The 26,431-nt window shown below is 50.5% G+C and carries 28 protein-coding genes; 1 reads left to right on the forward strand and 27 read right to left on the reverse strand.

From position 1 onward, the window contains the following. Positions 1 to 15: 15 nt before the first annotated feature. The 18 genes from KNP67_RS14455 to metG all read right to left on the reverse strand — a co-directional run bounded on the left by KNP67_RS14455 (position 16) and on the right by metG (position 19,126). Entirely contained in the window at positions 16 to 552 is a 537-nt protein-coding gene (locus tag KNP67_RS14455; RefSeq protein WP_029594406.1) for a S1 domain-containing RNA-binding protein, read from the reverse strand. 75 nt (positions 553 to 627) lie between these two features. Next, positions 628 to 1,002, reverse strand: a complete 375-nt coding sequence (locus tag KNP67_RS14460; protein WP_021065740.1) for an FtsB family cell division protein — start codon at positions 1,000 to 1,002, stop codon at positions 628 to 630. A 45-nt stretch (positions 1,003 to 1,047) separates the two neighbouring features. Next, positions 1,048 to 1,320, reverse strand: coding sequence for an RNA-binding S4 domain-containing protein (locus KNP67_RS14465; RefSeq protein ID WP_021065741.1), 273 nt, complete (start codon positions 1,318 to 1,320; stop codon positions 1,048 to 1,050). Continuing rightward, on the reverse strand, positions 1,317 to 2,732 hold the full coding sequence (yabN, locus tag KNP67_RS14470; RefSeq protein WP_021065742.1) for a bifunctional methyltransferase/pyrophosphohydrolase YabN: 1,416 nt from the start codon (positions 2,730 to 2,732) through the stop codon (positions 1,317 to 1,319). The genes KNP67_RS14465 and yabN overlap by 4 nt, the downstream gene beginning before the upstream one ends. Position 2,733: 1 nt before the next feature. Continuing rightward, positions 2,734 to 4,281: a polysaccharide biosynthesis protein gene (locus KNP67_RS14475; RefSeq protein WP_029594405.1), complete on the reverse strand. Its 1,548-nt coding sequence runs from the start codon at positions 4,279 to 4,281 to the stop codon at positions 2,734 to 2,736. After that, positions 4,265 to 7,789 (reverse strand): transcription-repair coupling factor, encoded by a 3,525-nt coding sequence (gene mfd, locus KNP67_RS14480; protein ID WP_214756920.1) that lies wholly within the window; start codon positions 7,787 to 7,789, stop codon positions 4,265 to 4,267. The genes KNP67_RS14475 and mfd overlap by 17 nt, the downstream gene beginning before the upstream one ends. A 45-nt stretch (positions 7,790 to 7,834) precedes the next feature. Further along, positions 7,835 to 8,392 carry an aminoacyl-tRNA hydrolase gene (pth, locus tag KNP67_RS14485; RefSeq protein ID WP_214756921.1) on the reverse strand — a complete coding sequence of 186 codons (558 nt, stop codon included), beginning with the start codon at positions 8,390 to 8,392 and terminating at the stop codon, positions 7,835 to 7,837. Between the two features lie 55 nt (positions 8,393 to 8,447). Next, on the reverse strand, positions 8,448 to 9,404 hold the full coding sequence (locus tag KNP67_RS14490) for a ribose-phosphate diphosphokinase (RefSeq protein ID WP_021065746.1): 957 nt from the start codon (positions 9,402 to 9,404) through the stop codon (positions 8,448 to 8,450). A gap of 45 nt (positions 9,405 to 9,449) precedes the next feature. Further along, positions 9,450 to 10,805 carry a bifunctional UDP-N-acetylglucosamine diphosphorylase/glucosamine-1-phosphate N-acetyltransferase GlmU gene (gene glmU, locus KNP67_RS14495; protein ID WP_021065747.1) on the reverse strand — a complete coding sequence of 452 codons (1,356 nt, stop codon included), beginning with the start codon at positions 10,803 to 10,805 and terminating at the stop codon, positions 9,450 to 9,452. A 184-nt stretch (positions 10,806 to 10,989) separates the two neighbouring features. Next, on the reverse strand, positions 10,990 to 11,289 hold the full coding sequence (gene spoVG, locus KNP67_RS14500; protein ID WP_214756922.1) for a septation regulator SpoVG: 300 nt from the start codon (positions 11,287 to 11,289) through the stop codon (positions 10,990 to 10,992). A 135-nt stretch (positions 11,290 to 11,424) separates the two neighbouring features. Then, the gene (gene purR / locus KNP67_RS14505) at positions 11,425 to 12,249 is read right to left on the reverse strand and encodes a pur operon repressor (protein ID WP_021065749.1); all 825 of its coding nucleotides are present in this window, start codon (positions 12,247 to 12,249) and stop codon (positions 11,425 to 11,427) included. Between the two features lie 73 nt (positions 12,250 to 12,322). Beyond that, positions 12,323 to 13,186, reverse strand: coding sequence for a 4-(cytidine 5'-diphospho)-2-C-methyl-D-erythritol kinase (gene ispE, locus KNP67_RS14510; protein WP_034796941.1), 864 nt, complete (start codon positions 13,184 to 13,186; stop codon positions 12,323 to 12,325). A 100-nt stretch (positions 13,187 to 13,286) separates the two neighbouring features. Next, positions 13,287 to 13,523, reverse strand: a complete 237-nt coding sequence (locus tag KNP67_RS14515; RefSeq protein WP_021065751.1) for a Veg family protein — start codon at positions 13,521 to 13,523, stop codon at positions 13,287 to 13,289. Positions 13,524 to 13,605: 82 nt separating this feature from the next. Continuing rightward, a complete protein-coding gene (gene rsmA / locus KNP67_RS14520; protein WP_214756923.1) occupies positions 13,606 to 14,484 on the reverse strand; it encodes a 16S rRNA (adenine(1518)-N(6)/adenine(1519)-N(6))-dimethyltransferase RsmA in 879 nt (292 codons plus the stop codon). Then, positions 14,481 to 15,041, reverse strand: coding sequence for a ribonuclease M5 (gene rnmV / locus KNP67_RS14525; RefSeq protein ID WP_021065753.1), 561 nt, complete (start codon positions 15,039 to 15,041; stop codon positions 14,481 to 14,483). Before rnmV ends, rsmA begins: the two co-directional genes overlap by 4 nt. Further along, entirely contained in the window at positions 15,034 to 16,329 is a 1,296-nt protein-coding gene (locus KNP67_RS14530; RefSeq protein WP_353048290.1) for a ubiquitin-like domain-containing protein, read from the reverse strand. The genes rnmV and KNP67_RS14530 overlap by 8 nt, the downstream gene beginning before the upstream one ends. 14 nt (positions 16,330 to 16,343) lie before the next feature. Continuing rightward, positions 16,344 to 17,111 carry a TatD family hydrolase gene (locus KNP67_RS14535; protein WP_029594400.1) on the reverse strand — a complete coding sequence of 256 codons (768 nt, stop codon included), beginning with the start codon at positions 17,109 to 17,111 and terminating at the stop codon, positions 16,344 to 16,346. 53 nt (positions 17,112 to 17,164) lie between these two features. Further along, on the reverse strand, positions 17,165 to 19,126 hold the full coding sequence (gene metG, locus KNP67_RS14540; RefSeq protein WP_214756926.1) for a methionine--tRNA ligase: 1,962 nt from the start codon (positions 19,124 to 19,126) through the stop codon (positions 17,165 to 17,167). A gap of 329 nt (positions 19,127 to 19,455) precedes the next feature. Here metG and KNP67_RS14545 point away from each other — a divergent pair, with 329 nt between their 5' ends. Beyond that, the gene (locus tag KNP67_RS14545) at positions 19,456 to 19,749 is read left to right on the forward strand and encodes a transition state genes transcriptional regulator AbrB (RefSeq protein WP_012727742.1); all 294 of its coding nucleotides are present in this window, start codon (positions 19,456 to 19,458) and stop codon (positions 19,747 to 19,749) included. 16 nt (positions 19,750 to 19,765) lie between these two features. On the opposite strand, the gene rsmI is transcribed toward KNP67_RS14545, so the two are convergent. From rsmI to KNP67_RS14590, 9 genes are all read right to left on the reverse strand, one after another. Next, complete coding sequence (gene rsmI, locus KNP67_RS14550; RefSeq protein ID WP_214756927.1) at positions 19,766 to 20,635, reverse strand: 16S rRNA (cytidine(1402)-2'-O)-methyltransferase; 870 nt, start codon at positions 20,633 to 20,635, stop codon at positions 19,766 to 19,768. Continuing rightward, positions 20,607 to 20,885, reverse strand: coding sequence for a GIY-YIG nuclease family protein (locus KNP67_RS14555; protein WP_214756928.1), 279 nt, complete (start codon positions 20,883 to 20,885; stop codon positions 20,607 to 20,609). Before KNP67_RS14555 ends, rsmI begins: the two co-directional genes overlap by 29 nt. Then, the gene (locus KNP67_RS14560; RefSeq protein ID WP_021065759.1) at positions 20,878 to 21,612 is read right to left on the reverse strand and encodes a tRNA1(Val) (adenine(37)-N6)-methyltransferase; all 735 of its coding nucleotides are present in this window, start codon (positions 21,610 to 21,612) and stop codon (positions 20,878 to 20,880) included. Before KNP67_RS14560 ends, KNP67_RS14555 begins: the two co-directional genes overlap by 8 nt. Positions 21,613 to 21,677: 65 nt before the next feature. Further along, positions 21,678 to 22,013, reverse strand: coding sequence for a DNA replication initiation control protein YabA (yabA, locus tag KNP67_RS14565; RefSeq protein WP_029594398.1), 336 nt, complete (start codon positions 22,011 to 22,013; stop codon positions 21,678 to 21,680). Between the two features lie 23 nt (positions 22,014 to 22,036). Beyond that, entirely contained in the window at positions 22,037 to 22,867 is an 831-nt protein-coding gene (locus KNP67_RS14570; RefSeq protein WP_021065761.1) for a PSP1 domain-containing protein, read from the reverse strand. A 6-nt stretch (positions 22,868 to 22,873) separates the two neighbouring features. Beyond that, positions 22,874 to 23,884: a DNA polymerase III subunit delta' gene (locus tag KNP67_RS14575; protein WP_353048291.1), complete on the reverse strand. Its 1,011-nt coding sequence runs from the start codon at positions 23,882 to 23,884 to the stop codon at positions 22,874 to 22,876. Further along, positions 23,884 to 24,213: a cyclic-di-AMP receptor gene (locus KNP67_RS14580; RefSeq protein WP_029594397.1), complete on the reverse strand. Its 330-nt coding sequence runs from the start codon at positions 24,211 to 24,213 to the stop codon at positions 23,884 to 23,886. Before KNP67_RS14580 ends, KNP67_RS14575 begins: the two co-directional genes overlap by 1 nt. Next, the gene (gene tmk, locus KNP67_RS14585) at positions 24,213 to 24,851 is read right to left on the reverse strand and encodes a dTMP kinase (RefSeq protein ID WP_214756930.1); all 639 of its coding nucleotides are present in this window, start codon (positions 24,849 to 24,851) and stop codon (positions 24,213 to 24,215) included. Before tmk ends, KNP67_RS14580 begins: the two co-directional genes overlap by 1 nt. A gap of 2 nt (positions 24,852 to 24,853) precedes the next feature. Next, positions 24,854 to 26,275 carry an aminotransferase class I/II-fold pyridoxal phosphate-dependent enzyme gene (locus KNP67_RS14590; protein WP_236355765.1) on the reverse strand — a complete coding sequence of 474 codons (1,422 nt, stop codon included), beginning with the start codon at positions 26,273 to 26,275 and terminating at the stop codon, positions 24,854 to 24,856. Positions 26,276 to 26,431 lie beyond the last annotated feature (156 nt).

The following is a 26,431-nucleotide window of genomic DNA, read 5'->3' on the forward strand; positions in this document are numbered from 1 at the left end:
ATGGTTTACGAAGGGTTACCCGCGCTTGGCTCCACGTCCACCGCGTTTTGAGTCGGTTTGACGTTTTAACGTCGTCAAGCGCTCGTCGCTGTCTTTCAAGAACTTGCTCATCAACGTATCGAACGTTTCTGGCTCACGGCGTACTTCACGACGTCCGCCGCCACCACGTGGACCGCCACCGCGTGGACCGCCGCCACCGCGTGGGCCACCTTGTCCTGGACCACCTGGGCGTGGGCCGCCTTGACCCGGGCCACCTGGGCGTGGGCCACGAGAGAAACGCTCGCCGGCTGGACGCTCTGGACGTTCACTGACAGGGCGATCGACGGCCTTTTTGATAGACAACCCGATTTTGCCATCTGTTTCGACGTTCAAGATTTTGACCGTCACTTCTTGACCGACCGTTAGCACTTCATTGATGTCTTTGACGTAAGAATCTGCCACTTCACTGATGTGCACCAAACCCGTTTTGCCATTTGGAAGTTCTACGAACGCTCCGAAATGCGTAATCCCTGTAACCTTACCTTGTACCTTGCTTCCTACTTCAATTGACATAAAATAATGTACTCCTTTTTTTGATTGATTCCCTACAATTATACGAGTCGATTCGTCAACGGTCAACGAACCCACTTATTCCTCTGGTGAGAAGTAAAAAATAATCTCGCCATCTTTCGAGAACAACAGCTCGTTGCGCGCTAGATTGGCGATGTATTCTTCGTCTTGTAAACGCTCGACCTGCTCTTTCAGTTCTGATTGTTCGTCCTTCGTTTCCCGAAGTTCGACTTGCGCTTCATTTTGTTTCCGTTCTTGCTCGGACACATATCCGACTTTCGAGAAGTAACTTTGACCGATGAAGACAACCATTAACAAAAAGAGAAGTGAGGCCGCAGCCAGGCGGCGTCGAAGATGGATACGTCGCCGGTTCTGTTCTTTTTCCAGCTGTTCTCTCCGTTCATCAAGAGCCCGAATCCGCTGTTTGCGTTCCATCGGGTTACGTCCATTCATCGAATCACCTTCCTCCTGTCCTGTTACGTTCAGTATACCTTTTTTTTACGCTTCCGTACCACTGTTCACCTTTTCTTCTTTGAGCAAGCGGTACATTTCTTTCGCATCCTCTTTGCGGGCATGCTCGGCAATCGAGTCAATGACGACCGTGACGAGCTTGTTCCCGAATCGAATTTGTAACTCGTCACCGACTTTGACGTCGGTGCTCGCTTTCGCTACTTGTCCGTTCAATTGAATCCGGCCTTGGTCGGCGACTTCTTTCGCCAACGTACGCCGCTTAATCAAGCGGGATACTTTCAAAAACTTGTCTAGTCTCATAATCCCTTCTCCTTCGCTTCATCCCAGAGCCGATCCATCTCTTCGAGCGTCATCTCTTCGAGGGAGCCGTTCGCTTCAATGTATTCGAATCGTCTCTTAAATTTTTGATTGGTTCGTTCGAGCGCCTGCTCGGCGTTCAACTTGAAATAGCGCGCCACGTTGACGATTGAGAAGAGGACATCCCCAAGTTCTCGTTCATCTTCAGGCTGACTTCTCCACTCGTGGAGTTCTTCTTCCAATTTCTCGAACGCACCTTGAACATCGTCCCATTCGAAACCGACTTGCGCAGCTTTCTTCTGCAATTGCTCGGCCCGCATCAAACCAGGTTGCGTCATGAGAACTCCATCTAGCTGCGATTTTCTCTTTTCCCCTTTTTCCACTTGTTTAATCGCATTCCAATTCGTCACCACTTCATCGGCATCATCGACCGTCACATCCCCAAACACATGAGGATGACGGCGGACCATCTTCTCACTGACGGTGCCAATGACGTCTCGAATATCAAAATAGCCTTCGTCCGCTCCGATTTGGGCGTGGAGCATGACTTGAAGCAACACATCACCGAGCTCTTCGACAATCGCATCATCGTCTTCCGTATCGATTGCTTCAATCAATTCATACGCTTCTTCGAGCAAATATTTGCGGAGCGACTCATGCGTCTGTTTCCGGTCCCACGGGCAGCCGTCCGGACCGCGGAGCGTCGCAATGATGTGCTTCAACGTCGAAAATTCGCGCGCCAAATGCGTCTCGTCCGTCAACGGCGGCACATAGAGCGTCGTCAAGTTGTCGACTTCTGCCACGCGGTCCATCTCATAGAGCGGGATTTCACTGACCCGCTCATGTTTTGTCCCAGCGGCTGTCACGAGTTTGACGATATGCTCATCCGGATATCGTTCCATCAATTGGACTTTCACGTCTCCGGCCACGAACCCGTCATACACTTGACCAATCAATACGTGTTGAGTCACTTGAATCCGTTCGACATCGAGCGCCGTCGCATCGAGTAATTGGAAGCCGTTGATTGGATCGATGCGGAGGGCTTGGAACATGGCGTCCAAAAAGCTCTGACCGCCGAGGAACGTGACGTCCGCACCTTGTTCGACGAGCAACTCGACCGTCCGCTCCGCCACGAACGGATGTCCCGGTACGGCATAGGTGATGGCTAGCTCTTCACTCTTTTCAAGCAACGTCTCAACGATTTGTCGGTAGACGTCCTCGAACGTGTCACTCGCTTCGTAAATCGCATCAAACGATTCGAACGTCACGCCTTCCGCCTCAAGTTCGCTGACGACAGGGTGTTCTTTCGTGCGCAACCAAACGAGCGGTTGCTGCTTCAAATGACGATAGACACCGAGCGGTAGTTGATCAAGTTCGCCAGACCCGAGGCCGACGACCGTAATTCCGTAACTCATATCAGTTCTCCTTTTTTTCTAGCAGATTGATGAGACGACCTCCGAACGGAATCATTTCCCATTCTTCTATCGTCAAAATTTGTTCTTTCCATAACCGCCAGACATAAATGCCGGCCCCGAGCACGAGCATGAAGACGAGCCAGATGAGGGCATCGAGACGATGCGTCAGGCCATCCAGCGCCATGACGTTCAAGCCGAGCAAGATGACACCCATCGGCGCCACCGCTTTGACGAGACGTCCATAATGTCGAAACCGGAGCATGCCGAGCGGGATGATTTGATCGAGCCGATTGAAATTGAACGCGGCCATCGCTAAAAAGGCAATCGAGGTCCCGAGGGCAGCCCCGGCGATGCCATAGTAAGGGACGAGCCACAAGTTGCTGCCGAGCTTCACGCCAATGGCGAGAATCATACCGACAGCAGCTGTGCGTTCCCGATCAATCGCCTGTAGACACGTCATGCTCGCCACGGCAAGCGACGCGGCGAACGTACTCGTCGAGAGCAAGACGAGCGCTGTCGTCCCGGCCGCGTTCTCAAATAGCGCGACATTCAACGGGAACATGACACCCATCAAGCCGATTGTGGCCGCAGCGGCGACCGTTGTCGTCACGCGAATCATCGAACTGAGTCCGGAAGAGGTCGCTTCGATACGACCGGCACGATAATGCCGCACCAAGTTCGGGACGTTTGCCATTCCGAGCGCCGTCGTGAAAAGAATCGCGAATTGAACGAGCGGATAACCTCGGTCAAATACCCCTTTGCCGACTTTCGCCGCATAATCCCCGCCCATCAGATTGACAATCGTGAACGAGTCGACGAGTTGCATCCATAAAATCCCGAGCGAGGCGAAACCGACGGCAAACCCCGTCGTCAGTAAGATTCGAAGGACAGACCGCAACGTCGTGGGTTGTACCGGTACGAGCCGTAACTGCTTCGCCCATAATGACAAGATGACGATGGCGATGACACCTCCGACGAGCGTCGCCCCATACGCGTATCGACTGAGTGTATAGGCGTCTTGGCCGAAGCGCACGCCAATCAACAAGGCGATGAGCAATACCGTGACGCGAACGAGGTTCTCGAGCACTTGAGAAATCGCACTCGGCCGCAAGTCATCGACGGACTGAAACGAACCGCGGAGGACCGCCAAAGCTGGCATGAGTAAATAACTCAGGCTGATGATCCGCAGCGTCGGTGCGAGTTCCATGTCCCCGAGGAGACGGGCGATGACAGGTGCTAGCATCCACATCGTGACGACAAGGATGACGGCTAAACCGAGCAAGGCGTAAAAACTGCCCCATAACACTTCGAGCTTTCGCCTCGGTCCATGTGCCCCGACACCGATTTTGGCAATCACGACCGGCATCGCATACATGCCGAGCGAAGCGACGATCGCGGCAAATGGATACACCGTCTGATAGGCATACAACCCGAAGTCTCCGGCGATATTTTGGTAAGGCACTCGGTAAGCGAAACTGATGAACTTTGAAAGATAGCCCGCGAGCGCAAATAAGACGACGCCGGTCGCAAACTTACTTGGCGACCGCATGCGCCAACCTCTTCACGAGCTCCTCAAGCACCGTATCGGCATCGTTCAACAGTTCGACGACCGGCATGCGGCCACTGAGCGACAATTTGAGGGCACCGTTGTCTTGTCCGACACCGAGTTTCCGACCGAGCGGCATCGTCCATTCCATGAATGACGGCACGTCGAGCGCCGTCGTCGATTCGAGCGACAATACCATCTCGATGCGGCCCGGAGACTGTTTGATGCGCGCCACTTTCGCCATCTCGCCATAGATGCGCAGACGCGTCAGTTGGATGAGGAGCGCGACCGGTTCCGGGAATTCGCCGAACCGTTCAATCAACTCGTCCTGGAGGGCGAACAACGCTTCTGGTGTATCGACATACTTAAAGCGTTTGTACATCTCGATTTTCAATTCGCTGTCCGATAAATAGTCGTCCGGAATATACGCATCCGCTTGGAACGCGATTTCCGGTTTGAAGACGACTTGTTTCGCCTGTCCGCGCATCCGGTCTTTCCGTTCCTCGATGGCTTCAGACAACATTTGTGAGTATAAGTCGAATCCGACCGAATCAATGAACCCGGACTGTTGGGCCCCGAGCAGATTTCCGGCGCCGCGAATCGATAAGTCGCGCATCGCAATCTTGAACCCGCTCCCGAGCTCCGTGAACTCTTTAATGGCCTGTAGCCGGCTCTCCGCGACCTCGGTCAAACGCTTGTCTTTCCGATACGTGAAGTAGGCGTAGGCGATCCGGTTGGAACGACCGACACGTCCGCGCAACTGATACAGCTGTGACAGCCCCATCTTGTCCGCATCGTGAACGATGAGTGTGTTCACGTTCGGGATATCGATGCCGGTCTCGATGATCGTCGTCGAGACGAGCACATCCGCTTCCCCTTCTAGGAAACTGATGAGCTGGCTCTCGAGTTCTGTCTCGGTCATCCGACCGTGTGCCGTCGCAATGCGTGCCTCCGGTAACAAAGCGCGAATCTCTTCTGCCTTCCGCTCGATGCCTTCGACGCGGTTGTAGAGGAAGAATGCCTGTCCGCCTCGCGCGAGTTCGCGCTCAAGTGCTTCCCGCAAGACAATACCATCGTATTCCATGACGTACGTCTGCACCGGGTAGCGGTTCTCTGGCGGCGTCTCGAGTACCGACAAGTCTCGGATGCCGATCATCGACATATGGAGTGTCCGCGGAATCGGTGTCGCCGTCAGCGTCAAGACGTCGATATTCGTCTTCAACTGCTTGAGTCGTTCCTTATGTTTGACCCCGAACCGCTGCTCTTCATCAATGATGACGAGACCCAGGTCGGCGAACGTCACATCTTTCGACAAGACGCGGTGTGTCCCAACGACGACGTCAATCGTCCCTTCTTTTAAGCCTTTCTTCGTCGCCGCCATCTCACTTTTAGAGCGGAAGCGGCTCATGACGGAGACGTTAATTGGAAATTCACTGAACCGTTCAAGCATCGTCTCGTAATGCTGTTGCGCCAGCACGGTCGTCGGAACGAGGAACGCGACTTGCTTCCCAGCGAGCACGGCTTTGAACGCGGCTCGAATCGCCACTTCCGTCTTGCCGTAACCGACATCGCCGCAAAGGAGACGGTCCATTGGCCGCGACCGTTCCATGTCCGCTTTGATTTCGGCGATGGAGCGGACTTGGTCTTCTGTCTCTGCGTACGGGAACGAGCTTTCGAACTGGCTCATCTCTTCGTCATCACCTGGGAACGCATAGCCGACGGACGCTTCACGCGCCGCGTACAGCTTGATCAGTTCATCGGCGATGTCTTCCACCGATTTGGCGACTTTCGATTTGACCTTCTTCCACTCGGTCCCGCCGAGTTTGTAAATCTTAGGCTCTTTGCCTTCGGCCCCGACATACTTTTGAACGAGATCGATTTGATCGACGGGGACGTACAGCGCATCGTCGCCGGCATAGACGAGATGTAAGTAGTCTTGATGAATGCCGCCGACTTCAATCGTCTTGATGCCCAGGTACTTCCCGATTCCGTGATGGATGTGGACGACGTGGTCGTTCGGCTTCAATTCTTGGTAACTTTTAATCCGTTCGGCGTTCGTCAAATTCTTCGTCTGACGTTTCCGCTTCGTGACGCGCTTGAACAGTTCTTCTTCGGAAACGACGACGAGACGGCTCGTCGAGAGTTCAAAGCCGCCTTCGATTTGTCCGATCATGACATGGACGTGACGCGGCAACAGCTCACCGTCCACATTTGTGAACGTGGATGAGATTCCATAATCGTCAAGCAACTCCACTACTTTATCGGCCCGTGTTTGATCGCCTGCCAAGAAGACGATGCGATGGTCACCTTGTTGCCACCGTTCAACTTCTTGTTTCAATAAGTGCATCTGGCCATGAAACGCCGGGAGCGGGCGACAGCTGAGGTGGACCGTGTTCGTCTCTGGAATTCCGGACCGTCGTGACGGCAACAAGGAGAACGCGACTTGCTTCAACGTACGGAATACTTTATGCATCGGGACGGCGAGCGTGTAGTTGCTGACCGACTCCCCTCGTTCGATGAGCGACGAGAACCATTCCGCTTCTTCGCGGTCTTGCACGTCGGCAGCATCTTCAATCCGTGCCACTTCATCTAACATCAACACCGCTTCCGCCCCAACATAATCGAGGAGCGTCGAGCTATACAGGAGCGGTGTGTACTTCCCAACTTTTTCAGGAGCCTCGCCTCGACCGAACTGTTCGATGTCCCGGGCAATTCCATCTTCGAGCGCTTGCCGGATCGTCTCGGTCTCGATGAGCGAGAGCGTCCGCTCGTATTGACGTTCGAGTGCTTGTCCGGCCTGCTGCAACTGGTCGCGTGAGGCGATGAACTCGGTGGCGGGTGGGATGACCGCTTCGCCGACGACACCTAGCGAACGCTGTGTCTCGGCATCAAACGTAAAGATGGAATCGACTTCGGTGTCGAACAAATCGATACGATACGGGCGCGCTGCCGTGAGCGGATAAACGTCTAAAATACTGCCGCGGACGGAGAATTCACCCGGTGCGGTCACGGTGGCCGTCCGTTCATAACCGAGCGTGATGAGCGTCTCGGCGAATGGCTTTAAATCGAGCTCTTGTCCAGGTTTGATGTGATGATGGCTCATCTTCCAGTCTGACGGGTTCGGGATATAACGGCGCAAGCCACCGAGCGGCACGACAATGACGCCTCCCGTTTCGTCAAGGAGACGTGTCCGAGCCTCAATCCGAGCGGCCAGCAATTCTGGGCTCGATGTGAGGGATAGTTCGCCAGCGAGCGTCTCATCAATCGGATAAAGCAACGTTTTGCTCGGACCGATGAGCGACTCGAGTTGATCGTACATTTTTTGTGCTTGATACATGTTATGCGTGACGACGACGAGACGTCTTGGCGAATTTTTCGCCAAACCCGCCAATACAAGCGCCTTGGCACTTGTCGTCAATCCGGTGACGAGTTGTCGATCGACTTTTGGCAACCGCTCCCGAATCACGTTCGTCTCAGGTAACGTCACCATGAATTTCTCTAGAGCATTCATTTGTTTTCCTCCACCTCATACGACAAAAAAGGGTACGTTGACCCTTTAGTTATATCGATTCATGAGCGCAATCCATTCAGTATCCACAAAATCGGTTGCGGCGGACACAGCTTGATCGAGCGTATCTTTTAATTCTGACATGTCTTCTTTACGGTAGTTCATAAGCACCCAATCGACCACTTTAATCGGATGCGGCGGACGGCCAATCCCCAGTTTCAGACGTTTAAAGTCTTGTGTGCCTAAATGCTGAATCAACGACTTGATGCCGTTATGTCCGCCGGCACTGCCTTTCGGACGGAACCGCAGCTTTCCTGGGACCATGTCCAAGTCATCATAAATGACGAGCAAGTCGTCAATCTCAATCTTATAATAATCTAAAATCGGACGGACCGACTCGCCTGATAAATTCATATACGTGAGCGGTTTGACGAGGACGACACGTTCTCCATTGATTCTTCCCGTTCCAATCAATGCTTTAAACTTGGCTTCATCGAGTTTGATCCCATGCTTGTCGGCAAGGCGATCAATCGCCAAAAATCCGACGTTGTGACGGGTCATCTCATACTTTTTGCCTGGATTCCCGAGGCCGACGATACATTTCATCTTATTCCTCCTGAACAAAAAAGCCCAAAGGCGAACGCCTTCGGGCCTCGTTTTTTTAATCGAACAGTGTGCTCACCGATTTGTGCTCGTGGACACGCATGATCGCTTCTCCAAGCAAACGGGCAACCGACATCTGCTTGATTTTGCTTGAACATTCGCGACCTTCTAAATCGATCGTGTTCAAAACAACAAGTTCCTTGATTGACGAGTTGTCGATCCGTTCCATTGCCGGTCCAGATAACACTGGGTGTGTACACGAGGCGTACACTTCTTTTGCACCAGCTTGGACGATGGCATCGGCCGCGAGCGTGATTGTTCCAGCTGTATCGATGATGTCATCGATCAAGATGGCCGTCTTGCCTTCAACGCTGCCAACGATGTTCATGACTTCAGCCACGTTCGCTTCAGGACGACGCTTGTCGATGATGGCGATTGGAGCCTTCAAGCGTTCGGCAAGCTTACGGGCACGCGTGACGCCACCGTGGTCCGGTGAAACGACGACAATGTCTTTCGCTTTAAATTCATCTGTCTCAAAATACGTCGAGATGAGTGGAACACCTAATAATTGGTCTACTGGGATATTGAAGAAACCTTGGATTTGAGCAGCATGCAAGTCCATCGTGATTAAACGCGTGGCACCTGCAACCGTCAATAAATCAGCGACAAGTTTCGCTGTGATCGGCTCACGTGAGCGCGCCTTGCGGTCTTGGCGAGCGTAACCGTAGTATGGCATGACCACGTTAATCGTCCGAACCGATGCTCGTTTCAACGCATCGATCATGACGAGTAACTCCATGAGCGTTTCGTTCACCGGTGAGCTCGTCGATTGAATGATGTACACATCATCGCCTCGCACGCTCTCCTCGATGTTGATGTAAAGTTCTCCGTCGCTAAACCGCTTCACTTGGCAATCGCTGAGCGGGATGCCAATTTCCTTGGCAATCTCTTCGGCGAGTGGGCGGTTTGAGTTTAAGCTAAATAGGCGAATTTCACGTTCATATACAGTAGACATGTTTAGGATTCTCCTCCATCGTTTTCCATAATAATAGGCAGCAACTTATCGTTTCGTGTAACCTTCTTTATTCGTTTGGCGTTCGCGTGCAATCGCAAGCGCCTCTTCAGGAACGTCATCCGTGATCGTCGAACCGGCTGCTACGATTGAGCCTTTTCCGACTTTCACCGGAGCGATCAAGTTCACATTGCAGCCGACGAATGCATCGGCTTCGACGACCGTTTCGAACTTGTTCTTGCCGTCATAGTTGACCGTGATCGAGCCACAGCCGAGGTTGACGCGTTCCCCGATCGAAGCATCTCCGATATAGCTGAGATGTGATGCTTTCGCACCGTCTCCGAACGTTGATTTTTTGATTTCCACGAAGTTACCGACGCGCGTATTCGCGCCGAGGACTGCTTGTTGACGAAGGTGGGCGAACGGCCCGACCTGTGCTTCAGTTCCGACACGGCTGTCACTTACGACCGATTGACGAACCGTCGCACCGTCTTCGATGACGCTATTGCGGATATCTGAATTTGGACCAATCACGCACTCTGAACCGATAATCGTTTTCCCGAGAATGACCGTCCCTGGATAGATGATCGTATCCGAACCGATGACGGCATCTGGTGAGATGTATGTCGAAGCTGCATCCATGAATGTGACACCTTCACGCATGAGGCGTTCGTTCGTCCGCTTGCGCATGACCGCTTCAGCTTGTGAGAGAGCGACACGATCGTTGACGCCGATCGTTTCATCGAATGTCGGCGCCGTGTGTGCTGCCACGACTTCGCCTGCTTCTTTCGCAATCGAGATGACGTCCGGCAAGTAGTACTCGCCTTGAGCGTTGTTGTTCCCGACTTGCTTCAATGCATCAAACAAGAGCTCGTTATCGAACACGTACGTTCCGGTGTTGATTTCACGAATCTCTAGTTCAGTGTCAGACGCATCTTTATGCTCGACGACTTTTGTGACATTTCCGTCTTCCCCGCGGATGACGCGGCCATATCCAGTCGCATCATCAGCAATCGCAGTCAACACAGTCACTTTTGCCTGTTGCGCCTCGTGATGGGCCAACAACGCCTCGAGCGTTTCCGCTGTCAATAACGGTGTATCGCCGCAAACGACGAGCGTCGCGCCAGGTTTGCCTGCGAGTTCAGCTTCTGCCATCTGTACCGCATGGCCCGTACCGAGCTGTTGTTCTTGGACCGCATACTCCACGCGTGAGCCCAACGTCTCTTGTACCGCTTCAGCCCCATGGCCGACGATGACGATTTGACGACTGACCCCGATTTTGTCGAGTTGATCGACGACGTGTTCGACCATCGGTTTTCCAAGGACCGGATGAAGTACTTTATAAAGCTTCGACTTCATGCGCGTCCCTTTACCTGCTGCCAAAATGACTGCAAAACGATCCATTCTTGATTCGCTCCTATCTCATATCGACTGTAATGTACTCAAATGTTCGGTTTTTTATACATTCAAACCTTATTTACACCGTATCTACTATATCGAAACCATGACGCGGTTTCAACCGTTGTACCTATTCGTAACCAATGAAACGTAAAAAGGCAGCGGAAGGATCCCCATCCGCTGTCAAATATTACTCGTTCATGGCATTATATTGGGCTTGCGTCTCGGCGATGGCGACGTCCTCTTGACCGTACGCGTCTAAAACGGCAGCCTCGACTTTCTGACGCATATCTCCATTAATCGGGTGAGCAATGTCACGGAAAATTCCTTCTGGCGTCCGCTTGCTCGGCATCGCTACGAACAGACCGGTACTCCCTTCAATGATTCGAAGGTCGTGTACCACAAATTCGTGGTCGAGTGTAATGGAGGCCAGTGCCTTCATTCTACCTTCCGTCGCGACTTTGCGAATTTTTACGTCTGTGATCTGCATGTTTCGCATCCCCTTTTCATCGTTGTCTGGACCGTGGTGTACTTTCTAAAAGGCTGAGATGATTCCAAGCGAACCGATTGACTTCGTACGATTCTTATACCCTTTCATCATAAAACGAAATCAAATTTTTGCCAATCACTTTAAGAATTGTTCGACGTTTCCACGCGAAATCGTAACGAGACCTTCATCCGAGTCGACGTTCGTCAATTTCATTAAACTGACGTATTCGCTCACCATTTTCTTCTCGGCGCCTTCTGCTTCCATAAGTACGCCGACACCGGCAAGGTTCGCTTCGAACTCGTTCAAGAGACTCATCATTCCGCGAATCGTTCCGCCAGCTTTCATGAAATCGTCAATCAACAGCACGTTCGCGCCACGTGGCAAACTGCGACGCGCGAGCGCCATCGTGCGAATCGCCTTCGACGAACCGGAGACGTAGTTGATACTCACGGTCGAACCTTCGGTGACACGACTATCGGACCGAACGATGACAAACGGTACCCCGAGTTGCTCGGCTACAGCGTAGGCGAGCGGAATCCCTTTCGTCGCAATCGTCATGACGACATCGACTTTCCGATCAGCGAACACCGAGGCGAAGACTTGGCCCATCGGCTTCACTTGACGCGGGTTACCGAGGACGTCTGTCAAATAGAGATAACCTCCTGGGAGCAACCGTTCTGGCTTCGACAACTGTTCACATAGCCCGTCGATCATCGAGAGCGACTTGTCTTTGCTCCACCCTGGGATGAACATGACGCCACCGGCCGCTCCTGGCACCGTGACCAGTTTACCCGTGCCATCGTGGGCCAACATTTCACTGACAATGACCAAATCTTCACTGATGGATGACTTGGCTGCTTTATAACGGCTCGAAAACATCGATAACGAGACGAGCTGGTGCGGATGGTCCAGCAAATAACGGGTCATATCAACGAGACGACCACTTCTACGAATTTTCATACGGATTCCCCTTCACTTCTTCAATAATAGACGAATGTTCTAAACAGAATATATCATTCTCATTCGTCTTTGTTCAATGTTTTTTGCCGAGAATCCGAACGACGAACACTTCAGGACAAAATCCTTTCAGCCCGTTATAGACACGATGTGCTTTTTGTTCATGCTCAATTAGTGCGAATACGGTCGGACCACTTCCACTCATGAGCACCCCATCCGCTCCGCAGTGGAGCATCGTTTCTTTGATTTGGCGAACTTCCGGATGAAGTTCGAGCGTGACCGCCTCGAGGGCATTGCCTAAGTTTGAACAGATACCATCAAAATCACGATCACGAATCGCCGTGACCATAGCCTCGGTGTTTGGATGCACAATCTTCTCCATCTCTACCGCGCGATAGACGTCGGCCGTCGATACCCCGATTTTCGGTTTCGCCAAGACGACGTAACACGGTGGCGGTGACGGGATTGTCTCTAACTGTTCACCGCGTCCGCGCGCGATGGCTGTTCCCCCCATGACACAAAACGATACGTCCGATCCGACGGCGGCCCCAAGTTCGGCCAACTCTTCTAACGACAGGCCGAGGTCGAACAGGTCGTTCATACCTCGAAGCGTCGCGGCAGCGTCACTTGATCCGCCAGCTAGCCCTGCCGCGACCGGAATCTGCTTATCCAATACGATTTCGACACCTTGCTTGATGCCAAATCGCTTCCGCAACAACTCGGCTGCACGATACGCCAAGTTCCGGTGGTCATTCGGCACATAGGCATGTTCAGATTGAATCCGAATCTCGTCTGTATCAAGGACGGTCAATTCCAGTCGATCCGATAAATCCACTGTCGTCATTACCATTTCTACTTCATGATAGCCATCTGCCCGCTTCCCAAGGACGTCAAGCGTCAAATTGATTTTTGCCGGCGCTTTCACACTGATCGTGCGCATATCGTTCACCCTTCCCATGTATCTCCTGTTCGCCATTGTACCGTAAACGAGCGCACAAAAAAAGAAGCAGCTGCCAATGCATCCGCCTCTCATTTATCGTTCAATTGCTGAATTCAATTTTAACTGTATCCGTTAGGACATCAGCGTAGCTATATGAGACACGTTCCACGTTATGATGGTCTTCATCCAATTTGACGACGAACACCGCGGGATACGTCTCAACGAGCGTTCCAAACCGAGTAACGACTTTCTTACGACCGCCGTTTGCTTTCAACGTCAATCGTTCTCCAACATGCGATTCGAGTTTCTGTCTGATTTCTTGCAACGTCTTTGGCATACGCTTCACCTCACTGTTACAAGTATAACACATTCAGAAATGAAAATAAAGATTAATATTATATCGATTCGCTATCCGGTCGTCAACTGTTTTTAAGTGGTAAAATTGTGTCCGCTAACCGGGCAAACTCTTCAAGCGAAAGCGTTTCGCCTCGCCGTTTTGGATCGATTTCAGCCTCACCCAAGAGACGTTCGATTTCCATTTTTTTATCTTTGCCCAGGTGATTCGTCAAGTTATTCAAAATCGTTTTCCGACGTTGCGCGAAACTGGCACGGGCAATCTCAAAGAAGAAGGCTTCATCCTTCACGTCGACCGCCGGTTTGGGGCGCATTTTCAACGTGATGACCGCTGAATCGACGTTCGGCGCCGGCATGAACACACTTTTCGGGACGATAAAGCTCACGTTCGCCTCTGCGTAATACTGAATTGCAATCGAGAGAGAGCCGTATGCTTTCGTCCCAGGCTTCGCTCCGATCCGCTCGGCAACTTCTTTTTGAATCATCATGACGAGTGAACGGAACTTGATTTGGCTTTCCAGTAAACGCATGATGATTGGCGTCGTCACGTAATACGGCAAGTTCGCCACGACCGAGATGTCTTCGATACCTTGACTGAAAAACTCACGCTCGACGATGGCTTGAATATCGAGTTCGAGCGCATCGCCGTGGATGACATGCACGTGTGGATAAGGAGACATCGTGTCTTCCAAAATCGGAAGCAGACGTTGGTCGATTTCGAGGGCGACGACCTTTTTAGCCCGCTTGGCAGACTGTTCCGTCAATGACCCAATACCGGGACCGATTTCGAGCACCCCGCTCGCTTCACTTAGCTCCGCGGCGTCTACGATTTTATTCAAAATATTTAAATCGATTAAAAAGTTCTGTCCAAGCGACTTTTTAAACGAGAAGCCGTGACGTTCTAGAATTGATTTCGTGCGTTGAATTGTGGCGATGTCTTTCAATGATTTTCCTCCTCTAACTGAGCCAGTGCTCGTTCCCATTCTTCAATCGTGACCCGTAACGCTTCCACACGTTTCACAAACTGTTTCGCGTTCGGTTCACCAATGCGAAGTAACACCCCGAGTCGTTTGCGCCGCCGCGCCGCGTCTGGTCCGCCAATCAAATCAGCTTCGAGCACCATCTGACGGGTGACGAGCGGCATGTCCGTCTCAACCCGCTGTTCATACAACGCTTCGAGCACACGGCGAATCGTCGCTGGAGAAGCATGCTCGACCCCGATTTTACCGCGCTTGTCTTTCGCTTCGGCTCGAGGGAGATAGGCATGCTTGCACCCTTTGACTTGCTCCTCGACGATGGCCCGGATGCGGTCACCCGGATAATCCGGGTCCGTCAAAATTATTACGCCTCGTGTCTCCTGGGCACGTTTGATTCGCTCGATGGTTTGCTTCGAAACGGCCGATCCGTTCGTTTCAATCGTATCGACGTCATATACTTCCTGTAGCCGCGTCGTGTCGTCTCGACCTTCGACGACGATCACTTCTTGTATCTTTTCACGCATCATCGGTTCCTTCTTTCTCTTCTTGCTTCGGGATGACCCAAATCGTGAGTGGCTGACGCCCAAACGTCACCGCCTCTTCTTTTGAGTCCATCATCACATCGATTTTATTGCCTTTGATGGCACTGCCTGTGTCCAAGGCAATCGCCATGCCAAACCCTTCAACGTAAACGCGTGTGCCGAGTGGGATGATGGCTGGATCGACTGCAATGATTCGCATGCCTTCATACAGAATCGTGTCCGTCACATCATAACCGCTGCGCGTCAGTACCCTGCCGTCAAACGTGATTGTATCTTCTGCATTGTTCGTATACGCCGTCGCCTCGACGAGAAGCTGTTTCGCAGAGGTGAAATCTAAGACATCCTCGGCTCGAGGCGTCTCTTCGATTTTAATCTCTGCTTCCTCTCGAAACGGGCTCGACGGTTCGGTCGTTGCCGTCTCCTCTTGTTCTTGCTCGGTCTCTTGGTTCGTTTCTGGTTCAACTACGACCTTCGTTCCAAGTTTTATGATTTGAGGGCGTACGGTTCGCAGCGTTTCCACGCTCGTTTCGGTCCGATTTGTAATTGTACCATTTTCCACTGTCAGTGCATACCGCGTCCGTTCGAGTCCAGGGACACCGACTTGAACAACCTCGGTTTCTCCGAGCGCAAGCGTGTCGTCCTCTTCTCTGACGATTTCAAATGGGATGAGTCGATTTTCATACTGCACGACGTCTCGACTCACATTGACCGTGATTGTCATCCCGTCTCGCACTGGTGTCGCCAGAGCCGGTTCGACAGTATCCTTGTCAGAAACCGTCACATTCGCCTCCTGTAGCGCCTGCTCGACAGTTTGAGCCATCGTATGAACCGTCTTCGCCTCATCGCCGACAATGACATCGAGTGCGACGACAGGCTGATACCGGATGGTCATACCCGATGTAATCGGGGTACGGACGCCCGGGTACACATCGTCCCCGTCACGGACACTCACTCCATAACGAAGCAACACGTCTTCGACAGTCCGTTCACGCGTCTCAATCATTTCGATTTGTCCGTAACCAATTTGTAGCGAGACGGTACGGGCCCGCTCAATCTGAATAACTCGGTCGAGCGGGATATCCGCACTCAAAGCCGGCGTCACGACGTCTGACTCGTCAACGACAATCCCCGTCTCTTCAAGCACATCTAACACCGATTCGCCCCGACTCTCATGCACCATCGTCACTCCGTCATCGATGATGGTGACAGGTTCTGGTTGCATCGCCATATAGGCGAACACAGCGGTGGCCACGACGCCGACGCTTAACACGATCCGTCTGAACATCATGGGAGACGGAACAGGCGCTTCGCATTAGCGGTCGTCGCCTCAGCAAGTGCGTCGTAAGACATGTCACGTAGCGATGCAATCTCTTCGGCGACATACGTGACGTAAGCCGGTTCGTTCCGCTTGCCACGGAACGGCGTCGGCGTTAAATACGGACAGTCTGTCTCTACGAGGAGTCGATCGAGCGGGACTTGTTGTGCCACCGCTTTCGGTACTTTCGCATTCTTGAACGTCACCGGTCCCCCAAGAGAAATATAGAAGTTCAAACGCAGACAGCGCTCCAACAGTTCGACGGACATGCTGTAACTATGGAACACACCCCCGACCTCTTCGGCGTGTTCTTCCTCTAAAATATCGAGCACGTCGGCGGTCGCTTCCCGATTGTGAATCACGATCGGCATATTCGTCCGTTTCGCGATGGCGATTTGTTGCCGGAACACGCGCTGTTGGACATCTTTAGGTGATTTGTCCCAATGATAGTCGAGCCCGATCTCCCCGAGCGCCATCACTTTCGGATGATCCATCAATGTCTCGATTCTTGCCAAATCGGCCTCCGTGCAATCGACGGCGTCGACCGGGTGCCAGCCGACGATCGCGTAAATGTCTTCATACGTTTCCGCGAGCTCGATGGCACGCGTGATGGTCGGATTGTCGAACCCGACGACGAGCATCGGGGAAACGCCCGCAGCACGAGCCCGTTCAATCGTCGCTTCGACGTCTTCATTGAACTGTTCGGCATTGATATGTGTGTGTGTATCAATCAACATGATGGTTCCTCCTTGTATAGACAAAGAGGGAGACCGAAGTCTCCCCCAAACGATTATTTGACGATGGCCCCGTTCGGCATATTCTCAGATACGGTCGCAAGTTCAAGCTTACCGTCTTTATCAGCCGCTAAAATCATCCCTTGTGACAATTCGCCACGCAGTTTGACCGGCTTCAAGTTGGCGACAACGATGACTTTCTTGCCAACCAAGTCTTCCGGCGTATACCATTCCGCGATACCCGAGACGATTTGACGCGTCTCCCCGCCAAGATCGACTTGAAGTTTCAACAACTTCTTCGCCTTCTTGATTTTATCGGCTTCGACGATTTGGCCGACGCGGAACTCGACTTGGTCAAAGACGTCAATCGTGATTTCCGGACGCACGTCCTCATCTTCGACGTCGCCCGCTTCCGCTTCGGCTTCTTCGACACGAGCTTGCGACGCTTGACGCATCATTTCTTGAATCGCATCGACTTCTTCTTTGACGTCACGACGCGGGAAAATCGGTGTCCCGTCTGTGACGACGGCTCCATCGAAGGCTGCGAACGTATCGAGCGCTTCCCATGACATATCTTTTCCTTCGAGACCGAGCTGACGGAACATCTCTTTCGGCGCCCGTGTCATGAACGGCTGAATCATCACCGCGACGTGACGGAGGACGCCGGCGAGGTGAGTCATCACCGACGCCAGTTCGTCATGCTTCGTTTCGTCCTTCGCGAGAACCCACGGTTGCGTCTCATCAATGTATTTGTTGGCACGGCTGACGAGTTGCCAAATGCTTGTGAGCGCTACCGAAAACTCCATGTGTTCCATAGCCGCTTCCGTCTTCGCTTTCGTCTCGTTGACGACTTGAAGCAATGAGGCATCGAATTCCGTTACATTGCCCGCATAAGCAGGAATTTCACCATCAAAATACTTCTTAATCATGGCCACGGTCCGGTTGAGCAGGTTCCCGAGGTCGTTCGCAAGATCAAAGTTCAAGCGATCAACGAATGCTTCCGGTGTGAACGTGCCGTCTGCCCCGAATGGAACTTCACGAAGAAGATAGTAGCGGAGCGAGTCGAGTCCGTATCGGTCGATCAGTGGAATCGGGTCGACCACGTTGCCTTTTGATTTCGACATTTTGCCGTCTTTCATGAGCAACCAACCATGTGCGAAAACTTGTTTCGGTAACGGGAGGTCAAGCGCCATGAGCAACGCTGGCCAAATGATTGTATGGAACCGGACGATCTCTTTTCCGACCAAATGGACGTCGGCTGGCCAATAGCGGTTGAACAACTCGTCGTTGTCCGATCCGTAGCCGAGGGCAGAGATATAGTTCGTAAGGGCATCGACCCATACGTATACGACATGCTTCGGGTTCGATGGGACTTGTACACCCCAGTCAAACGTCGTCCGTGAGACAGCCAAGTCTTGAAGACCCGGCTTCAAGAAGTTGTTGATCATCTCCGTTTTGCGCGATTCTGGCAAGATGAAGTCAGGGTGCGACTCGAAGTACTCGATCAAACGATCCGCATACTTGCTGAGACGGAAGAAGTAACACTCTTCGCGTACGAGTTCGACTGGGTGGCCGCTGTCCGGGCTCTTCCCGTCGATGAGCTGAGACTCCGTATAATACGTCTCATCAGGAATCGAGTACCAACCTTCATACTCTCCGAGATAAATATCATCATTTTTAAGAAGCGTCTCGAACACATGCTCGACGACAGCTTTGTGGCGTGCGTCTGTTGTACGGATGTAGTCATCATATGAGATTTCGAGACGGTCCCATAACACTTTGATGTCTTTGACAACTTCATCCACGAACGCTTGCGGTGTCACACCGGCTTCTTTCGCTTTTTCTTGAATTTTTTGACCGTGTTCATCCGTCCCAGTCAAATAACGAACGTCAAAACCTTTCAAACGCTTATAGCGCGCGATCGCATCGCCGGCCACCGTCGTATAAGCGTGACCGATGTGTAGTTTGGCACTCGGATAGTAAATCGGAGTCGTAATATAAAAAGTAGGCTTCGCCATTGTATGTTCTCCATCCTTTCGACATTTGCAATTTCCATTATACACGGTTCGACAAAAGAATTTCCAAACCAATTGTTTGGAATTTTTTTGTTGTTATCTCATAAAATATGTTCCAAAAAAACCCTTTCTTTGTTTCAGGTCCTAACTTTCGGGGAATTTTAGGTATATATCGCTCCTACATTGTCATTTTTCGAAAATGTAGATTTCCAATAGTAAGCAGTTGACTACAATTGGAAAGTTTAGTATGCTTTTTGCTGTAGTAACATTGTCGAATTTTGACGACTCATGTCACCAAGAGATTTCGACACCATTGGAGGAGGAAACACAAAATGAAATCTACAGGTATCGTACGGAAAGTTGATGAACTCGGTCGTGTCGTCATTCCAATCGAATTGCGCCGCACACTCGGGATCGCTGAGAAAGATGCACTTGAAATCTACGTCGACAACGATCAAATCGTGTTGAAAAAATACAAACCGAACATGACTTGCCAAGTGACGGGCGAAGTATCGGATGACAACTTCAAGTTGGCTGACGGTAAATTGATTCTTTCACCAGAAGGCGCACAACGCGTTCTCGTCGAGTTGAAAAACATGCTCGAAAACTACTACAGCGAAGAGTAAGCAAGGGATTCCTTGCTTACTCTTTTTTGTCGACTTGATGATACGCGTCATACACTTCACTCCGTGACAGACCCCGCTCTTTAGCGGCTTGTTTAATGGCAGCGTTCGGTTTTAAGCCGTCCTCAATGTAACGGTCGACGTGCTCGAGGGGCGATAGCGCCTCCCACCAATCGTGTGTCGGTGCCGCTTCCGTCGATCCTTCCACCATGACGACGAATTCGCCGCGTACTTCGCCTTCGCACCAGACCAGCGCTTCTTCTACCGTCCCTCGTAAAAACTCTTCAAACGTTTTCGTCAACTCTCGTCCGAGAACGAGTTTCCGATTGCCAAACACGTCTTGAATCCCGGTCAGCATCTCTTTTAACCGATGTGGCGCTTCATAAAAAATAATGGTGCCCGGTTCATATTGTAAGGATGACAACACATCGAGCCGCTCTTTCTTTTTACGGGGTAAGAATCCATAATACAAAAACCGCTCGGTCGCAAGACCAGAGGCGACAAGAGCCGTCAATGCTGCGTTCGCTCCAGGGAGTACGACGACGGGGAGCCTCGCTTGAATGGCCAACCTCACGAGGTCACTCCCAGGGTCTGAGATACCCGGCATGCCAGCGTCTGAGACCACGGCGACCGACTTGCCCGCCTCGATATCTTCGATTAAGCGAGGGCCACTCACGTGCTTATTATGCTCATGGTAGCTGACCAGTTTCGTCTCAATGCCGAAATGGCGACAGAGTTTCATCGTTTGGCGCGTGTCTTCAGCCGCAATCAAATCGACTTCTCCTAAAATTCGAACCGCCCGATACGTCATGTCTTCTAAATTTCCAATCGGCGTCGGCACAACATAGAGCGTGGGCCCATCAGTCTGGTAACTTTTCTGTGAGTTCATTACTCGTTCCCTCCATCAATTGCTGTTTTTGAGCCCGCGTGAGTTGTTTGATGGACCATTCGTACTGCATGGCTTCGCGTTTGGTCGCAAACGACCTGATATATCGCAACGTCACCGGGAGACGAGCCCGTGTATATTTCGCACCTTTTCCGTTGTTATGCACTTCCATCCGCTTATCCACATCCGTCGTATATCCGGTATAGTACGTGCCATCGTTGCACTCGAGAATATAGGCAAAGTGCTTACGCATCGAGGATTGCCCGCATGTCGCTCGTATACGTGTCATCTTCCTCATAAACGATAAACGGAGGTAAGATTGTGAGCCCTGCTTTTCCATCTTTCGACCCCTCTATTAACAATGTGTTCGCATCTCGACCTTGCTTCGGATAAACGAGTTGCATTCGCTTTGGTTCAATCCGATACGCCCGCATGAGCGTCAGAATGTCGAGTAATCGTTCCGGACGATGGACGAAGGCTACTTTGCCACCCGGTTTGACGAGTTGACTGGCTGAACGAATACAGTCTTCTAGTGTGCAAAGGACTTCATGGCGTGCAATCGTATGATGTTCATTTTGATTGCGTAGCGATGTCTCGTTCGCCAAAAAATAAGGGGGATTGCATGTGACAACATCATAACGGGCATGTCCTAATCGACTTGCAGCGGTTTTCACGTCCCCTTCAACGATGTGGAGCCTCTCGTCCAACTCATTGATGGCAATGCTACGATTGGCCATGTCGACGAGGCGAGGCTGGATTTCAACACCCGTGACCGTCCCTTTCGTTCGATATGATAAAAAGAGCGGAATCGCCCCCGTGCCGGCGCACAAATCGACGAGCTTCCCTTTTTGAATCGGCACCCATACAAATTCGGCGAGTAATACGGCATCCAATGAAAATGAAAAAACGTCATCACTTTGAATGATCTTGCCGGGACGCCCTAACAAATCATCAAGACGTTCACCTTGTTTAACAGTCACGCCATTTCCCTCCTACATAACGTACAAAGGCGACGGACGGGAATACCCCCGTCTATCGCCCCTTATTAATGTTTATTTAGCATCGACATGCAGAAGAGACAGTCTCCGTCTTTTCTAACTTGTCCATAATGCAAATTACAAATGTGAAATCCTTCTTGGTATAGCGCCGCCAGATTGTTCTGTCCTTTTCCGGACAACGCAATTTGGGGATTCCCATCAGGCGTCTCGACTTCTGCAAGTTGCTCCACTTTTTCACGCAAATGATGGTTTTCGAGATACATGTGTTGGTTTTCTTCGAGCAAATAGGCGAGTTGCTCTTTGAGCACCCCTAAATGCTCCGTCAACAATTGCATTTGTTGCTCGATCGCATCGACCCGCATCATGACTTCCTTTTTATCCATTCTTTCCACTGCTCAGCACCCCATCACTGTTTCGACGGTTTTCGTTTGACTGCACCGACCTCGACGAGCTCGTCGATTGTATACGTCACAACACGGGTCCGATCATTCAACTCGACTTGAATCAATTGATCCAAGATATTGAGACCGATGACACGTCCGTCACCTTCTGGAATTTTGATTCGTTTTCCGACGTCTGGTAAATCCCGCTTCAATTCTTCATACGTATCATTCTCGTATTTCAGACAGCACATGAGACGACCACACACACCGGAGATTTTATTCGGATTCAAGGATAAGTTCTGATCCTTGGCCATCTTAATCGATACCGGCTCAAATTCCCCTAAAAACGAGGAGCAGCACAACACACGACCACAAGGCCCGATTCCGCTCAGCAGTTTCGCTTCGTCCCGAACTCCAATTTGACGGAGTTCGATTCGGGTGCGAAACACACTTGCTAAATCTTTGACGAGTTCCCGAAAATCAACGCGCCCTTCTGCCGTGAAATAAAAGATGACTTTATTACGATCAAATGTATACTCAACATCTACTAACTTCATTTCAAGTCGATGTTCACGAATTTTTTCTTCACAGACGGCGTGAGCGTCAAATGCTGCCAATCGATTGTCTTGAACGATTTCGGCATCTTTTTGATCGGCGACACGAAGGATTGTCTTTAACGGCAATACTACTTCGTCTTCACCCAGTTGCTTACCAACTTGGACGACTTCACCGTATTCGATGCCTCGTACCGTCTCTACGATGACATGGTCTCCACGTTCAAGCGTTGCTTCGCCTGGTGAAAAGTAATAGATTTTTCCCGCTTCTTTAAAACGGACTCCGACTACTTCAAGCACGCTCTCCTATCCTTTCTGCAAATCGAACGTTAACCGTTCGAACGTTAATTGAGGATTGACGTTTGCCTCAAGCCGTCGAATCGCCTCATGGACAGATTCAATAGCATGGACGATTTTATAAACCGGACGATCTTTTACAAACGCGGTATATAGCGCTTGTTCTTTCGTAAACAACTCCGGAACATAGTCTGTTCGCACTTTGAAGTGGAGCGCTTGCTCCAACCAATTTCCGAACAGCTCGAGACCGACTCGCAATTCATTCCGCCCTTTAAAATGACCGAGCCATTTTTCTTGGGCGAATAAAAGCAATTCTTGCGGGCGTTTTGTCAACACTTCAACTAATTGTACCACTAGCCCATACGCCTGTACAAACCAGTCGTTGTGAAGCGCCTCACGGGCGTCTTCGAATTTCGGATATGTCTCTAAAGCAAGACGTGCTAAATCGCTCGTACATTGCACGTCTGCGACCAACGTTTCCACAAGCCGTTCTCGATCAATCGGTCGAAACACTAAATGCTGAGCCCGCGAGCGAATGGTTGGTAATAAGAGTTGCGGCTGGGTCGTGACCAAGATGGCCAGTTTCCCAACGCCCGGTTCTTCGAAAAATTTTAAGAGACTGTTGGCCGCCTGAGGTGTCATTTTATGCGCTTGATGAATGACATATATTTGACGGTCCCCTTCTGCTCCACGTAGCGACAAGTCGCTCAACAATTGTTGAACTTGTTCTTTTTTGATACTGGCCCCATCCGGTTCCACTTCCATATAGTCGACGAGGTTCCCCGAATCCATCCGTCTACAGTTTCGACAACTGCCACACGGCTCTACTCCGTCAGGCGACTCGCAAAAAAGGGATTTTGCAAACAGTTGCGCCGTCTCAATTAAATAAGGTTCATAATCTCCTGAGAAAATATAGGCGTGACCCACCTTTTGAGCGACAATCGAATTTTCAATCACTTTGGCGATAACCGTTTGAGATTTCGCTAACTCTTGAAAGCTCATATTCGTGACCGTTCCCATTAAAACTGATGGAATCCTTCAATCGGCAAGACGAACACAGTCGCTCCGCCAACTTGTACTTCTACCGGATACGGGATATATGAATCAGCGTGACCGCCCATCGGTGAAATCGGCGTGATCATTTGATCTCGGCTCGAGCAATTCGATTTGATTAGCGCGAGCAAATCATCTAACCGTTCTTTTGGTACACCAATCATGAACGTTGTGTTACCTTCTTTCAAAAAGCCTCCCGTTGTGGCTAATTTTGTTGCGCGGAAGTCCTCTTCGATTAAAGCATCTGACAACCGAGCACTGTCCTTATCATGTACAATCGCGATTACCATCTTCATCATTGCGTCACTCCTCTTTCATTTAATCGTTCTAACGTAATGTCTAACACTTCATCTTGAATCATTTCAATTGATGCGTTCGCATCGATACGAACCATCCGATCCGGATGTTGTTCTAATATTTTTTTGAACCCATCGTATACGCGTTGATGGAAAGACTCATCTCGGCTCTCGATACGGTCTAATTGACCTCGATCTTTCATGCGACGACTCGCTTGATCAGGGGTCAAATCAAAGAGGAAAGTCAAATCGGGTTTAATCCCGGCCGTTGCCCACTCGTTCAGTGATAGAATTTGATTCAAATCATATTGGAGTCCATATCCTTGATAGGCAATCGAGGCATCGACAAATCGATCACACACAACAATCGCCCCTCGTTTAAGAGCAGGTCGAATCACTTGATCGATGTTTTGGGCACGGGACGCGGCATACAGCATCATCTCGACGCGTGGGGTCATTTCATCATGTTCTGGTGATAATAAGACCTCTCGAATACTGTTTCCGACTTTGGTCCCTCCTGGTTCTCGAGTGACGACTACTTCGTATCCTTTTTCAGTCAATGAACGAACTAACAATTGCAACTGCGTGGTTTTCCCCGAACCGTCGGGACCTTCTACAGTAATAAACATACCTTTCACGATTAAAACTCCTCTACGATAACATCAATTTGTTTCATCATAACATGCCTACTCGCTTGCAGGTTCCGTCCTAGTGAAATCCATTCATTCAATACTCTAATTTTCTCGTGTGTGATGACTTCTCCTCTTAGTATCCACGGAATTCCTGGTGGATAAGGGATAACGGTTTCTGCAGCGACGGCTCCTATTGCTTGTTCAAATGATTTGCGAATGATATCTGCATCATCTGAAATAGCATGCAACACCGAAACACGTTCTGTCATCGGGTAAGGATAGATTGTTTCATCTTCGACAATGAGCGGGACATGTTGTGATGCATTTTTAATCAGTTTTACCCAATGTTGAATCTCTTGGCTTTTTAATTCCCTTAACGGCAGGCAGAATAACACATGATCTTCTGCAGCTAGTTCCGTATCAATACCGATTGACGCCAAATGTTGACTAAAGATGAGACCATTTTTCGGATATGTCAGCACGGTCATTTTGGTAAAATCATCGCCCACTTTGATTGAAAAGCCAGCTCGTCTCATTTCCATGATGAATGCGAAATGACTTTTTTGAATATGTGTCCAATCTCGTTCACTCAAATTTTCGAGATACTCTCTAGCGTAATCGAGTGAAGCCATAATCAAATAAGACGGACTAGACGTTTGAAAAGAAGAGAGTGCATGAAATAAACGTTTCTCATTAATCTCTTCCTTATAGTGGACCCAAGCACCCATCGTGAGCGCTGGAAGGGTTTTATGAGCAGACTGGACAACGGCGCTAGCTCCTTCGAAAATAGCGGATCGCTTTGGAAATGTAGGATGAATCAAATGAGCGCCATGTGCTTCATCAACTAAGAGAGGAATATGCAACGGACGCAAATAAGCACTGATCTCCGGGATGTTTGCCATATCTCCGTAATAAGTAGGAGATGTCAGTAGGAGGGCCTTCCCACCTGGGTACTGCGTGACAGCATCTTGAATTGTTTCTAATGCGACGACAGTCGGTAAACTGCTCCCCCTATCTAATTCAGGAGTGAGTAAAATGGGTTCTAAACCGAGCCACTCAATGGCGTTCCACACGGATTTGTGGGAATTACGTTGTACATATACTCGTTCTCCCCGTTTCACAGTTGCTGCCAACAGACTCCAGTTTCCCGCCGTTGACCCATTCACTAACCATTTACTTTTACTTTGATAAAGAGATCCTAATGCCCTCTCTCCTTCTAGAATAATACCTTCAGCATGGTGTAAATCATCCAAGTGTCCGAGTTCTGTTAAATCGTATGGCATTATTTTTTGGAATACAGTCGGAAGTTTCTCATCTCTTACTGTTCCATTGTGATGACCAGGTACATGAAAAGAGACACGATCTTCGCGTACATGTTGCTCCAATGTTTCCATAAATGTGAAAGGATTATGTTTAGGTTTTCGAGTCATATAGGCAACCTTCCTATCCGAAATAGATGCGACTTATATACAAAAAGAGACGATCAAGCGGATGCTTGATCGTCTTTCGCGTTGGCCTGGCAACGTCCTATCCTCACAGGGGGAGACCCCCAACTACTTTCGGCGCTGAAGCGCTTAACTTCCGTG

Origin of the sequence: Exiguobacterium sp. s157, from assembly GCF_018618205.1 — a bacterium.
GTDB classification, from domain to species: Bacteria; Bacillota; Bacilli; order Exiguobacteriales; family Exiguobacteriaceae; genus Exiguobacterium; species Exiguobacterium chiriqhucha.